At 65.1% G+C, this 12,712-nt stretch carries 12 protein-coding genes; 10 read left to right on the top strand and 2 right to left on the bottom strand.

What is annotated here, in order from left to right; all coding sequences use genetic code 11:
* Nucleotides 1–80: 80 nt before the first annotated feature.
* The 8 genes from RFM52_RS31165 (at nucleotide 81) to RFM52_RS31200 (ending at nucleotide 8,845) form a co-directional block, all read left to right on the top strand.
* Nucleotides 81–1,415: a murein hydrolase activator EnvC family protein gene (locus RFM52_RS31165; protein WP_320297606.1), complete on the top strand. Its 1,335-nt coding sequence runs from the start codon at nucleotides 81–83 to the stop codon at nucleotides 1,413–1,415.
* 1 nt (nucleotide 1,416) lies between these two features.
* On the top strand, nucleotides 1,417–2,748 hold the full coding sequence (locus RFM52_RS31170) for a S41 family peptidase (protein WP_320297607.1): 1,332 nt from the start codon (nucleotides 1,417–1,419) through the stop codon (nucleotides 2,746–2,748).
* 185 nt (nucleotides 2,749–2,933) lie between these two features.
* Nucleotides 2,934–4,127 carry a divergent polysaccharide deacetylase family protein gene (locus RFM52_RS31175; protein ID WP_320297608.1) on the top strand — a complete coding sequence of 398 codons (1,194 nt, stop codon included), beginning with the start codon at nucleotides 2,934–2,936 and terminating at the stop codon, nucleotides 4,125–4,127.
* Nucleotides 4,128–4,280: 153 nt separating this feature from the next.
* Entirely contained in the window at nucleotides 4,281–4,799 is a 519-nt protein-coding gene (locus RFM52_RS31180) for an RNA pyrophosphohydrolase (protein ID WP_320297609.1), read from the top strand.
* A 294-nt stretch (nucleotides 4,800–5,093) separates the two neighbouring features.
* Nucleotides 5,094–6,245 (top strand): alanine racemase, encoded by a 1,152-nt coding sequence (gene alr / locus RFM52_RS31185; protein ID WP_320297610.1) that lies wholly within the window; start codon nucleotides 5,094–5,096, stop codon nucleotides 6,243–6,245.
* A 375-nt stretch (nucleotides 6,246–6,620) separates the two neighbouring features.
* Nucleotides 6,621–7,028 (top strand): nucleoside diphosphate kinase regulator, encoded by a 408-nt coding sequence (gene rnk / locus RFM52_RS31190; RefSeq protein ID WP_320297611.1) that lies wholly within the window; start codon nucleotides 6,621–6,623, stop codon nucleotides 7,026–7,028.
* A complete protein-coding gene (locus RFM52_RS31195; protein ID WP_320297612.1) occupies nucleotides 7,025–7,561 on the top strand; it encodes a GreA/GreB family elongation factor in 537 nt (178 codons plus the stop codon). The genes rnk and RFM52_RS31195 overlap by 4 nt, the downstream gene beginning before the upstream one ends.
* A 21-nt stretch (nucleotides 7,562–7,582) precedes the next feature.
* Nucleotides 7,583–8,845 (top strand): D-amino acid dehydrogenase, encoded by a 1,263-nt coding sequence (locus RFM52_RS31200; RefSeq protein ID WP_320297613.1) that lies wholly within the window; start codon nucleotides 7,583–7,585, stop codon nucleotides 8,843–8,845.
* 177 nt (nucleotides 8,846–9,022) lie between these two features.
* On the opposite strand, the gene RFM52_RS31205 is transcribed toward RFM52_RS31200, so the two are convergent.
* Nucleotides 9,023–11,185, bottom strand: a complete 2,163-nt coding sequence (locus RFM52_RS31205; protein ID WP_320297614.1) for a phospholipase D-like domain-containing protein — start codon at nucleotides 11,183–11,185, stop codon at nucleotides 9,023–9,025.
* A complete protein-coding gene (locus tag RFM52_RS31210; protein WP_320297615.1) occupies nucleotides 11,182–11,622 on the bottom strand; it encodes a phospholipase A2 family protein in 441 nt (146 codons plus the stop codon). Before RFM52_RS31210 ends, RFM52_RS31205 begins: the two co-directional genes overlap by 4 nt.
* A 277-nt stretch (nucleotides 11,623–11,899) precedes the next feature.
* Between RFM52_RS31210 and RFM52_RS31215 the strand changes: the two genes are divergently transcribed.
* The gene (locus tag RFM52_RS31215; protein ID WP_320297616.1) at nucleotides 11,900–12,211 is read left to right on the top strand and encodes a hypothetical protein; all 312 of its coding nucleotides are present in this window, start codon (nucleotides 11,900–11,902) and stop codon (nucleotides 12,209–12,211) included.
* A gap of 51 nt (nucleotides 12,212–12,262) precedes the next feature.
* Complete coding sequence (locus RFM52_RS31220; protein ID WP_320297617.1) at nucleotides 12,263–12,475, top strand: hypothetical protein; 213 nt, start codon at nucleotides 12,263–12,265, stop codon at nucleotides 12,473–12,475.
* Nucleotides 12,476–12,712: the final 237 nt, after the last annotated feature.

Raw genomic sequence — 12,712 nt, forward strand, 5'->3', positions numbered from 1 at the left:
CGCGCGGCAATAGGGTTATTGGGCCGCTTCCAACATGGTTGATGGTTCGTTAACGAAGCGGCGGATAGAGTCGAGGCCTGATGTCTGAAGGCTGGAATTCGAGAACGCGCGCCTGGCGCAGCCGTTGCGGTTTGACCCTTGTCGCCGCCGCGGTCGCGCTCGGGCCGGTCCGGGCGGCCGAAAATTCGCTCGACCTGGCGCCCGACCCGGATCAGAGCCGGGCCGAATACGAGCAGGTTTCCAAGGAGATCACGCTGTCGTCGGAGCGGCTGGCCAAGCTCGCCGCCGACATCGCCTCTGTGCGCAAGGACTATACCTCGATCACCGCGGCGCTCATCCAGTCGGCGATGACGGAGCAGAAGCTCGGCCAGGACATCGAGGACATCGGCGCCAAGCTCGAAGGGCTGAAGGCCGAGGAAACGAAGCTGCGCGCCTCGCTCATGGCGCGGCGCGACGTGCTGGCCGAGGTGTTGGGCGCCCTGCAGCGCATGGGGCTCAATCCGCCGCCGGCGATCCTGGTCAAGCCCGAAGACGCGCTGTCGTCGGTGCGCAGCGCCATCCTGCTCGGCGCGGTGGTGCCGGAACTGCGCCAGCAGACCGAAAGGCTGATGGCCGATCTCAAGGAGCAGACCCGCGTCACGGCCTCGATCGAGGCGGAACGGGCGAGACTCACCACCGCTGTCACCGACCAGACGGCCGAAAAGAAGCGGCTCACCATGCTGCTGGAGGCCAAGAAAAAGCTGCAGGCCGATACCCAGACGGCGATCGCGGCCGAACAGCAGCACTCGCAACAGCTGGCGGCGAAGGCAAGCAGCCTCAAGGACCTGATCGCCTCGCTGGAAGCCGACAAGGCGCGCAAGGCACAAGACCAGGTCAAGGCGAGCGAGCGGAAATCGACGGACAGCGACACGACGGCCTCGACCACCGAGCTCGCCGCGCTGCCGGTACCGGAGGCCAATCGCCTCACCGGATCGGCGCCGTTTTCGGCCTTGCAAGGCCAGATCGCCCTGCCGGTCATCGGCAAGATCAAACGGCGTTTCGGCACCGACGACGGCAGTGGCGCGGCGATGCAGGGTGACATGGTTGCGACACAATCGGGGGCCATCGTCACCGCGCCGGCGGATGGAAACGTGCTTTATGCGGGGCCGTTTCGCTCCTATGGTCAACTCTTGATCCTCAATGCCGGCGACGGGTATCATGTCGTTCTGGCGGGGATGAGCAGAATCAGCGTCGCGACGGGACAGTCGGTGCTCGCAGGGGAGCCGATCGGCGCGATGGGAGAGGCCCGGGTGGCAAGCACCTCGGCCTCGCGGAATGAGAATTCGACGTCGGAACTCTATGTCGAGTTCCGCAAGGATGGAAAACCCGTCGATCCGGCCCCGTGGTGGGCGGATCGATTTTCTGGAAGGACGTGAAATGATGCGGAAACTGTCGCTTCTGTTTGCCGGCGCGCTGATGGGCGCATCGGCAATGAGCCTGGTCTACGGCGCACCGGGCTCGGCGGCGAACGCTGCGGGTTCGGAAACGTATAAGCAGCTGGCGATCTTCGGCGACATCTTCGAGCGCGTGCGCGCGAATTACGTGACGCCGCCGGACGACAAGTCGCTGGTCGAGAACGCCATCAACGGCATGTTGGCCTCGCTTGACCCGCACTCTTCCTACATGAATGCCGAGCAGGCGCAGGACATGCGCGTGCAGACCAAGGGCGAGTTCGGCGGCCTCGGCATCGAGGTCACCATGGAGAACGACCTCGTCAAGGTGATCACGCCGATCGACGACACGCCGGCCGCCAAGGCGGGTGTGCTTGCCGGCGACTACATCGCCAAGATCGACGGCGAGGAAGTTCGCGGCCTGACCTTGAACGACGCGGTCGAGAAGATGCGCGGGCCGGTCAACACGCCGATCAAGCTTACCATCCTGCGCCAGGGCGCCGACAAGCCGATCGAGCTGACGGTGGTGCGCGACATCATCAAGGTCAAGGCGGTGAAGTACCGGGTCGAGAACGACATCGGCTACATGAAGATCACCTCCTTCACCGAAAAGACCTATGACGATCTCGAGAACGCCATCGAGAACATCAAGAAGCAGGTGCCGAACGACAAGCTGAAAGGCTACGTGCTCGACCTTCGCCTCAATCCCGGTGGCCTGCTCGACCAGGCGGTCAGCGTGTCGGATGCCTTCCTCAAGCGCGGCGAAATCGTTTCGACGCGCGGCCGCGACCCGAAGGACGTCACCCGCTTCGACGCCAAGCCGAAGCAGGTCGACGACATCAACGGCAAGCCGATGATCGTGCTGGTCAATGGCGGCTCGGCGAGCGCCTCGGAAATCGTCGCCGGCGCGCTGCAGGATCTGCGTCGCGTCACGGTGGTCGGCACGCAGTCCTTCGGCAAGGGCTCGGTGCAGACCATCATCCCGCTCGGCGAGAACGGCGCGCTCAGGCTGACGACGGCGCTCTATTACACGCCGTCGGGCAAGTCGATCCAGGGCAAGGGCATCACGCCCGATATCAAGGTCGACCAGCCATTGCCGCCGGATCTGCAGGGCCGCGACCTGACCCGCGGCGAATCCGATCTCAAGGGCCACATCAAGGGCGCCGACGAAAGCAAGACCGGTTCGGGCTCGGCCGCCTATGTGCCGCCGGATCCGAAGGACGATTTGCAGCTGATCTATGCCGAGCAGCTGTTGCGCGGCGAAAAGACCGATCCGTCGTTCCCGCCGAACCCGGACAAGGCCGTGCTGAACCAGTAATGCAGTCCGGCTCTGGCCGGTCGAGCGAAGCAATGCAATGCTGCCGGGGCCGCGAGGTTCCGGCAGTTTGATTCGGGGATCGCGGCTGGGGCGCCACGCGTCTGGGGTATCGCGCCAGCGATTGCGAAGTTCACGCGAGACGTCACGCAGAACGTGAGCTTCGCGTGCTTCCGGGGAAACACGACTTGGCTGAGATCGGCAAGGATATCGAACGCCCGCTGGGACAGACACTCCGGCCTCGGCGCACGGCCTCGCGCGGCATCGGCTCCGGCTCGCTCGTCGCTGTGCTGGCCGTGCTTGGCGTGATCGGTGTTTCCGGCGCTATCGCGCTGCGTGAAAAGCCATTCCGCAAGCCGGAAGAAGTGGCCGTTTCGACACCGAAGGTCACGGCGGCCCCGGTGGCGGCGCCTTCGCCGGCGCCCGCGCCGGCCCCGGTCGCCGCGGCGACGCCACAAAACAGCACGCCGATGAAGAGCGGCGGGCCGCAGATCATCCACGTCCAGACCGAGGAAGGCGACGGTCCGCCGAAGGCGGCGATCGTCATCCGCGATCCGTCGACGCTCGGCCAGAACCTGAAGGTCGCCCACATCCCCGACAGGGCACTGATCGAAGCCAGCGACACCGGTCCGCTGCCGATGCGCTCCGCCGACGGCAGGCGGCCCTTCGACGTCTATGCGCGGCCGTGGTCGGGCGCGCGCGGCGCGCGCGTGGCGATCGTCATCGGCGGCCTCGCGGTTTCGCAGACCGGCACCCAAGCCGCGATCGCCAAGCTGCCGGCCGAAGTGACGCTGGCCTTCGCGCCGCAAGGCAACAGCATCGGCCGCTGGATGCAGGCGGCAAGGCAGAGCGGGCATGAGGTCGTCATGCAGGTGCCGCTCGAGCCGTTCGATTATCCGAACGTCAATCCCGGCCGCAACACGCTGACGGTGGCGGCCAGCCCGGACGAGAACCTGAAGAGCCTGCACTGGGCGCTGTCGCGCACGACCAACTATACCGGGGTCATGAACTATATGGGCGCGCGCTTCTCGGCCGATGCATCGGCGATGGGACCGTTCATGGCCGAGCTCGGCAAGCGGGGTCTCGCCTATATCGACGACGGCTCATCCTCGCGCAGCGTTGCGCCTGATCTCGCGCTGAAGGATGGCGTGCCGTTCGTCGCCGGCGACATGGCGATCGATGCCGTTCAGGACCGCGGCGAAATCCTCAAGAAGCTCGACAGCCTGGAAGCGACGGCGCGGGCCAAGGGCAGCGCGGTCGGCATCGGTTCGGCCTTCGACATCACGGTCGACACGGTGACGTCCTGGATTGCCGAAGCAAAGAAGCGCGGCATCGAGATCGTGCCGATCTCGGCGGTGGCCATTGATCCGCAAAAAGGCTAGCAGCCGTTTTGATAATTCTACTCCGGCGGGCATCTGGCGGCGTTTTCTGCGCTTCCGGTGCTCACGTACTTTAAAGTACGCTCCGCTCCGGTTCTCGAAACCACTCGCCACCTGCCTCGCCGGAGCGAATTCTCAAAACGGCTGGAAAACCCGATGTCCAAAAAAAAGATCGATCCCGAAACGCTGCCTTATCGTCCCTGCGTCGGACTGATGATCCTCAACAAAGCAGGTCTGGTCTGGGTCGGGCACCGCATCGCCGAACCGGACAGCGAGTTTGCCGGCACGACGCAGCTTTGGCAGATGCCGCAGGGCGGCATCGACAAGGGCGAGGAGCCGATCGCGGCCGCCGGGCGCGAGCTCTACGAGGAAACCGGCATGCGCAGCGTCTCGCTGCTTGCCGAGGCGCCGCACTGGATCAATTACGACCTGCCGCCGCATCTGGTCGGCGTCGCCTTCAAGGGCCGCTATCGCGGCCAGACGCAGAAATGGTTCGCCTACCGGTTCGAGGGCGACGAAGGCGAGATCGAGATCAATCCGCCGCCCGGCGGCCACACCGCCGAATTCGATGAATGGGCCTGGCGACCGATGCGGGAGCTTCCCGAGCTGATCGTGCCGTTCAAGCGCAAGGTCTACGAGCAGGTGGTGGCGGCCTTCCAGCACCTGGCTTCCTGAGGCTGTCGATATTCAGGTGAGGCCGGCCTGCAAATGGCGGCTTCCTGCGCTTCCGGTGCTCACGTACTTTAAGTACGCTCCGCTCCGGCCTTCGCCGGCCGAAGCCCTCATAAGTGTCTCCGCTCTATGAAGGCTACGGCCGGCGTAGGCCGGTTCTCGGAACCCACCCAGTTTGGTCGCTTCGCGCCCGTCTTCGACTCCGACTCGGCCTGACCTGAATCTCGACAGCCTCAGGCAGTTGCTGCATCGATGACAGAATTCTATTGATTGTCGATGCAATGAGCGGGGGTCGCCATGAACGACGACACCGGACGCGGGTTTCCGGCACATGAGGCAAGCAGCGGTTCGACAGTGAGCGAGGCTGCCGCCGGGGCGATCCTGACGATCGACCTCGGGGCCATTCGGGAAAACTATCGCCGGCTGAAGGCGCGGCTGAACGGCGTCCGCTGCGCCGGCGTGCTCAAGGCCGACGGCTATGGGCTTGGTGCCGCGCAAGTGGCCTCGGCGCTGGCGAAAGAGGGCTGCGACCTCTTCTTCGTCGCGCTGCTCGGCGAGGGCATCGCGCTGCGCAAGGCGATCGGGCCGGGGCCGGGCATCTTCGTGCTGAACGGACTGCCTCCGGGTTCGGAACCGGAAGCCGCGGCGGCTGGGCTTTGCCCGGTCATCAACAGCGCCATGCAGCTGAGGGCCTGGCGCGAGACCGCGCGTGGCAAAGGCCTCAGCCTGCCTGCCGCCATCCAGGTCGACAGCGGCATGGCCAGGCTCGGCATGGCGCCGGCGGAGGTCGAGGCGGTCGCAAGCGCAACCGGCGCCTTCGATGGCATCGACATCCGTTTTGTGATGAGCCATCTCGCCCGCGCCGACGAGCCGCAACAGGCGGCGAACGAGAAGCAGCGGCGCGAATTCGAACGGCTGCGCAAGATGCTGCCCGCGGCGCCCGCCTCCCTGGCCAACTCGTCCGGCATCTTTCTCGGACCGGCTTATCACTACGACCTTGCCCGTCCGGGGGCTGCGCTCTACGGCGTCAATCCGACCCCCCATGCACCCAACCCGATGCTGCCGGTGATAGGGCTGCAAGCCAAGGTGGCGCAGACGCGGCAGGTCGGCGCGGGCGTGGGCATCGGTTATGGCCACACCCATCATGCGGACGGGCCGCTCGATCTCGCGACCATTTCACTGGGCTATGGCGACGGCTGGCACCGGCGCGCCGCTTCAGCCGCGTGGTTCGAGGGCGTGCGCTTGCCGTTCATCGGGCGTGTGTCGATGGACTCGATCATCCTCGACATTTCGGCGCTTCCGGCAGGCCGGCTCAGGGAAGGCGACCTCGTCGAGCTCATCGGTCCCTCGCAAAGCGTCGACGACGCCGCCGGCCACGCCGGCACCATCGGCTACGAGATATTGACCAGCCTGGGTGCGCGCTTTCACCGCCGCTACATTGGGGCTTAGAGCGGTGCGGCGATTTATAGGATCGCCGCTCCGCTCTAAGTCTTTTGATTTTCGCAATCCCGGGCGGAAAACCGCTGCCCACTTTTCCTGGGATTGCTTCTGAAGCGGGAGGCTCGCTTGACAAGCCGGGGCTTCTCGGCAAGGTTCGGGGCATGAGCAACCTCGCTTATATCAAAACCTGCTTCAGGGTTTGCCCCATCGCGGGAGCGTAGCCCCGGCGTGGCCGCCAATGCCGGTGGCCGCGTGAACCGGGGCGTTTGAATTCCAGACATTTCATCGAGCCGGTGGCCTTTGCGGCCCGGCTTTGTTCGCCGCCTTCGACGTGGCGGCTTGCGCGCATCCGTTTCCCCGATGCGCCAACACATGAGGTTTGCCATGCATGCAGCGACGCAATCGCGTTCCACCATCCTTGTCAGCGCGGCGGATCGCGACCGGCTGAGCAATCTCGCCAGGGCCTTCCTCGACCGCGTGCCCGACATGGCCGAGGGCCTGCTTGCCGAGATGGACCGCGCCCGGGTCGCCACCGAGGCGGCAATGCCCGCCGACGTGGTGCGGATGGGCTCGACGGTGACGCTTCACGACGCCGAGGGAAGCATTCAGACGGTGACGCTGGTCTATCCGGCGGAGGCCGATATCGCCGAAAAACGCATATCGGTGCTGACGCCGCTTGGTACGGCGCTGATCGGCGCGCGTGCCGGCCGCACGGTCTCCTGGCGGAGCCGCGACAGCCGGGTTCTCTCTGCAACGATCGACGCCGTCGAACAAGCGCGGAGGATGGCATGACCAGCACCGTCTACCGCCTGACAGCGAAGGACTTCGCGATGATCGAGGCGATGCTGATGCGCCGTCGCGCGTTTGCCGATCCGATCGTGCCGATGCTCGAACGCAAGCTCGCCGAAAGCCGCGTTATTGCGGCGAGGGTCGTCGAGCCCGACCTTGCCACGCTCAACAGCCGCGTGACTTTCCGCGTCGGCGGCGGTTCGTCGCAGACGCGGACGCTGGTGCAGGCCGAAGCATCCGCTCCCGTCGGCTCCAGCCTGCCGGTCGCCACGTGGCGCGGTCTCTGCCTGCTTGGCATGAGGGCGGGCCAATCCGCGCTGGCCGAGCGGCCCGACGGCCCTGCCGAGGAGGTCTTTCTCGAGGACGTGGCCTATCAGCCGGAGGCCGCGCGGCGAGCGGCGCAGGACCGCGCCGCCGAACGATCTCGCCACGGCCTCAAGCTGGTCCACAGCGCGCCCGCGGGTGACTGGCCTCTTGGCGGACGCGGCAAAATCCGGCAGACAGAAGGGGACGATCCGGGCCCTTCCGCGGCATGATCGGCTTTGAGGGAGCATAGAATGAAAGTCATCGTGCTGGGCGGCGGCGTGATCGGGGTCACCACCGCCTACTTCCTCGCCGAGGCCGGTCACGAAGTGACCGTCTACGATCGCCAGCCGGGGCCGGCGCTCGAAACCAGCTTCGCCAATGCCGGCGAAGTATCGCCGGGTTATGCCTCGCCCTGGGCCGGACCCGGCATCCCGGTCAAAGCGGTCAAATGGCTGCTGATGAAATACGGACCGCTGGTGGTGCGGCCGGCCTTCGACCCGAATATGTGGACTTGGCTCCTCAAGATGCTGCGCAACTGCACGGCCGATCGCTACGCGCTCAACAAGTCGCGCATGGTGCCGCTTGCCGAATACAGCCGCGACACGCTGAAGGCGCTGCGCGAAGCGACCGGCATCACCTACGACGAACGGACCAAAGGCACGCTGCAGCTCTTCCGCAAGCAGAAGCAGCTCGACGGCACCGGCGGCGACGTCGAGGTGCTGAAGAAATACGGCGTGCCTTACGAGATCCTCGACCGTGACGGCTGTGTCGGGGCCGAGCCGGCCCTTGCGGCGGTGCGCGACAAGTTCGTCGGCGGCCTCAGGCTTCCGGGTGACGAGACCGGCGACTGCAAGATGTTCACCGACAAGCTCGCGGAACTCTGCGTGGCGCGGGGCGTGACCTTCGAATACGGCTCGACCGTCCGGAAAGTCGTCAGGAATCGCAACCGCCTCACCAATATCCTCACGGATACCGGATGGAAATCCGCGGACGCCTTCGTGATGGCGATGGGCAGCTATTCGGCGCAATTCATGCGCTCGCTGGGGCGGCCGATTCCGGTCTATCCGGTCAAGGGCTATTCGATCACGGTGCCGATCAGCAATGCCGAGGCCGCCCCGGTGTCGACCGTCATGGACGAGACCTACAAGGTGGCGATCACCAGGCTCGGCGACCGCATCCGCGTCGGCGGCACGGCGGAGATTTCCGGCTATGATCTTCGCCTGCATGAATCGCGCCGCCGCACGCTCGAACACTCGGTCGGCGATCTCTTCCCCGGCGGCGGCGACCTCAAGGCGGCGAGCTTCTGGTGCGGCTTGCGGCCGATGACGCCGGACGGACCGCCCCTGATCGGGCTAAGCGAGGTTGCCAACCTCTATCTCAACACCGGCCACGGCACGCTCGGCTGGACCATGGCCTGCGGCTCGGCCAAGGTGCTTGCCGACATCATGTCGAACCGGGTGCCGGAGATCAACGCGCGCGATCTGAGCCCGGAGCGGTATCTGAAGCCGATCTAAGGTGCGCCGATATTCAGGTGATGCCGGCCTGACCTGAATCTCGACACACCTAAAGCGCGTCGCGCTGAAACGGATTCAGGCGACGCGCTTTAAGTCTTTGTTTTGATGCATGTCGTTGTCCCAGAACCGCTGCACACTTCTGGGCGACATGCATTAATTCATGTCCAGCGGTGGCGTTCAGAACGCCTCCCGGACCCAGGTGTCGCTGAACAGCAGCCGGTAGGCCCAGCCGATCGTGACATTGGTGGCGACCGGGCGCGAATGGGCGAGGTAGTCGTCATAGACCGGCTTCATACGGCGGTAGAAAGCCGGATCGAGCACGACCATGCCGTTCTCCGAGTCGTGGAAGAAGCTGCGGTTGTTGAGGTTGACCGAGGAGATGGCGACCAGCCTTTCGTCGATCATCATGATCTTGGAATGCAAGACGACATCGGGCGCCTTGAACTCGCGGATGTTGACGCGGTCGCCATATTTCTCGACGAACAGCTTGTTGAGCGCGGTGAGGAACCGGCCGCCGATATCGCCCTTGAGGTCGATGCGGCCGACGACATCGATCTTCACGCCCCTGGCCAGCGCCCGGTCGAAGGCCCGGGTGATATCGGGCGTCAGGTTGAGATAGGGATTGACGATCTGGATGCGGTGCTCGGCGGTGTCGATCAGCTCGACGAAATAGGCCTCCAGCGCGTGCCCGTCCTCGTAGGGCACGGAAATGAAATGCCGCGCCACGCCGCGCGGGGCCGCGCCGGAACGGACCGGAATGGAAAACGGCCGCGACAAATTGGTGTCGGCGTCGCGCAGCCAGACGGTCGACAGATGCGCGGCCAGCGTCTCGACGGTCGCTGGGTCGGCGATCTCGATGTCGAAGTCGCTCCAGTTGGAATAGTAGTTCAGCGAGAAGCCGTCGGTCTTGCCGTATTGCTCCAGGTCCGGATAGCGGGTCAGGTCGACCGGTCTGTGGAACAGGAAGCCGTCATGGATGTTGCGGCCGCCGATGATGACGCGCGAGCGTCCGGGCTCTTCGGCCAGCGTCGCCAGCATCTTGATATGGTGAACCTTGTGCAGCTGCGAGATCTGCTCGTCGAACGGCGCGCCGTGGTCAGCCTGCCAGCGATATTCCTGCAATTGGACGTTGGGGAACTCCGCCGCCAGCCGATGCAGCATGACGTCGTCCTTCTCGCGTTCCAGAACGTCGGTCACCAGGATGCGCACCTTGGTGCCAAGTGCCGCGTGATGGCGGACCAGGCGCTCCATGATGCGGCCGGAGAAATCCGCCTTGAACTCCAGCGACGACAGATAGATCAGCCTGAGTTTCGGCGCGTTGGAGAAATCGAGCGGCAGCTCGGGGTCGGCCTTGTCGAAGGCGCTGTCGGGCAACGTCCTGCCGAGCAGGGCCTCGATCTTGGCGTTGAAACCGTCGCGCGATTTGCGCAGCAGGGTCGGAGACCCCAGCGGCAGGGCGCAGGTCTGCGACAGCCAGCGCCCGGCATAGAAGACGCGGTCGAGTTCCTCCATCCCGGCCGGGTCGGGCACCGGACAGCGGTCGTAGCGGCTGTCGAGCCCCGCGATCCAGGGATCGGCGCTCTCTTCGCGCAGCAAGGTCAGCGGCGCGCCGGCCGGCGCCAGGGTGGAAGCGACGCGCAGATCGCAGCGGGTCAGCGCCTGGTCCGGAAACAGGCTGACCGAGGTTTCGGCGGCGGTCAGGCTCAGATGGAATGGCGAGGCCGCGGCGACGGTGGTCGATCGTCCCGACGCCCGGATCGCGAGCGGACCGTTGCAGGTGCCGCCGATGTCGACGGGCTGTTGCCCCGCCTGGCGCAGCACGATCTCGACCGAACGTGCCTCAAGGCCGGAGAAGCTGAAGGTCTTGGGCGCCGAGGGCCGCGCGGCGGCATCGAGATAGAGCGTCTGGCGCGACATGCGCCAGCGCCCGGTGAACCGGCCTTCGCCCGGCTTGTCTGACGTCGGCGCCAGCTCGGTGTCGTCGAGCGGTTTGGCGCGCCGTTGCAGCTTCGGATAGGTCGCGTGGAAGTCGCTGTTTTGGACATCGCGCCAGTCGCGGCCGAAGCGGCCGGTGCCGTTGGCGCGGTCGAGCGCATCGAGGCGGCTTTGGGCGAGCAGCGCCTGGAACTGCTTGTCATAGGCGCTGTTGCCGTCGCTGGCGAAATAGTGTGCTCCGGCGATCTCGGCGCCGTTGCTATCGGCCGAGACCGGCAAGCCGCCGCAGGCGCCGTCGCCCGGAAAGAAGGCGCAGGCCGAATGCCCGGGCATGCCGGCGCAACCGGCAAGTGCTGCCAGCGCCAGTCCAAGCCACGCCTTGGCGACAGCTGACTTGAGCCTCATCCGGTCGCCCCGTTGATAGCCTTGAGCCCGGTAGGGTCGCGCGGCGGCATGAAGCCTTGCGGGAAGACCCTGCAGAGGGGAAACGCGAAGGTGGCGATCAGCAACTCGGCCTCGCTTCGCATCTTGCGCGGCGTCGCCCTGTCGTCGCGGATATTCCTTGCTGAGGCGACCAGCGCGCCGTCGCAGTCGCAATGATTGTGCCTTGCAATATAGCAGGCGTCATGGACCTGGCAGGCCGCGTCGAGACGGTCGACCGGCCTTGCCGACAGATCGCCGGTGCGCGTGCCCGGGCCGCAATAATTGCCGATGACGAAAGGCGAGGGGCGCGCCATGGCGTAGCGGATCGGCTTCGGCAATTCTGATTCCGGCACCCTGGTCCATGGATTGGCGCAGTCGGATAGCAAAAACAGCGGCAGAATGGCAAGAACGGCTCGCATGTCTCCGCCGGCGTTTCGAAGATTGTCCCCCAGAGCGTTTCACCCGTTTCACGAAAACGGCGAACCACTCTATCTCTTTGTTTTGACGCAATTCCAGGCAAAAGGCTACGGCGAAGGCGCCCAGCCCGACCGCTCACACTTTTCCTAGAATTGCTCTAGCGCTCCATCATGGCATGGCGAAGCGCGCTGACGCCACAGTCGCCGGATTTGTGGCGGAGGCAAGGCGGCAACGACCAACTGCCTGTGATAGGATCGGCCGCAGCGAGGGGGCTTTGGAATGCGTCTTTTTCTTGTTGCGGCGGCGGCCGCATGTCTGACCTGCGGGTCGGTGGCGCTTGCCGCGGACAAGACCGTTCACGACAAGGAGCACGGCTTTTCGCTGACCTATCCCGAAGAATGGACGAGCGAAGCCACCTTTGGCGATACGATGCGGCTCAAGCTCAAAACCGGCGAAGAGGGCCTGACCTGCAGGGTATCGCAAAATCGCTACGACCCGGCTGCCCCCGACAATCCGCCAGATCCCAGAGCGTTCATGGAGAAAGACTGGGTGCTGAGCAACTGGCAGACCATGATCGGCGTTGCCTATTAGTCGGCCAGCTTCAGCCTGGACAGGCTGGCGCATTTCCCGGACGGCTATCCGGTGCGGATCGCCGACATGGATTTCCACTATGCCGATGACAATGTCAGCTTCTACGGCCACTCCCGCATCGCGCTGACGCTGCGCCGTTCGCATTACGGCTTCGTCGATTGCGGGATCACCGGCGACAGCGCTGAGGAAGCGACGCGGAAATGGGCGCCGCTTGCGGACGAAGCGGGGAAAGTGGTGAGCTCTTTCGTGCTCGACGCGGATTAGTCCCTCACCGTCTATTTCGTGAAATCAGCGCAAACGCCGGGGATTGGTCGAAAGCCGCCCCAACCTCGTCATTCTATGGCGGAGCAAGGCGCGAAGCGACGCGGCGCAGACCATAGAATCCATGCCGTGACTTGGAAGCGTTGCTGCGTGCAGAAGTTTGCTCCGCTGCACTCCTTGGCGAAGGTAACGGCATGGATTCTAGGGTCTTCGCGACGGAGCTTCGCTCCTGCTCCGCCC

This window comes from Mesorhizobium humile (genome assembly GCF_033977215.1).
Classification (GTDB): Bacteria; Pseudomonadota; Alphaproteobacteria; order Rhizobiales; family Rhizobiaceae; genus Mesorhizobium; species Mesorhizobium humile.

What these genes read in the sequence shown, in the direction of transcription:
- RFM52_RS31165 (WP_320297606.1), top strand. Translation starts at nt 81, where the DNA reads ATGTCTGAAGGCTGGAATTCGAGAACGCGCGCCTGGCGCAGCCGTTGC.
- RFM52_RS31170 (WP_320297607.1), top strand. Translation starts at nt 1,417, where the DNA reads ATGATGCGGAAACTGTCGCTTCTGTTTGCCGGCGCGCTGATGGGCGCA.
- RFM52_RS31180 (WP_320297609.1), top strand. Translation starts at nt 4,281, where the DNA reads ATGTCCAAAAAAAAGATCGATCCCGAAACGCTGCCTTATCGTCCCTGC.
- alr (WP_320297610.1), top strand. Translation starts at nt 5,094, where the DNA reads ATGAACGACGACACCGGACGCGGGTTTCCGGCACATGAGGCAAGCAGC.
- rnk (WP_320297611.1), top strand. Translation starts at nt 6,621, where the DNA reads ATGCATGCAGCGACGCAATCGCGTTCCACCATCCTTGTCAGCGCGGCG.
- RFM52_RS31195 (WP_320297612.1), top strand. Translation starts at nt 7,025, where the DNA reads ATGACCAGCACCGTCTACCGCCTGACAGCGAAGGACTTCGCGATGATC.
- RFM52_RS31200 (WP_320297613.1), top strand. Translation starts at nt 7,583, where the DNA reads ATGAAAGTCATCGTGCTGGGCGGCGGCGTGATCGGGGTCACCACCGCC.
- RFM52_RS31205 (WP_320297614.1), bottom strand. Translation starts at nt 11,185, where the DNA reads ATGAGGCTCAAGTCAGCTGTCGCCAAGGCGTGGCTTGGACTGGCGCTG.
- RFM52_RS31210 (WP_320297615.1), bottom strand. Translation starts at nt 11,622, where the DNA reads ATGCGAGCCGTTCTTGCCATTCTGCCGCTGTTTTTGCTATCCGACTGC.
- RFM52_RS31215 (WP_320297616.1), top strand. Translation starts at nt 11,900, where the DNA reads ATGCGTCTTTTTCTTGTTGCGGCGGCGGCCGCATGTCTGACCTGCGGG.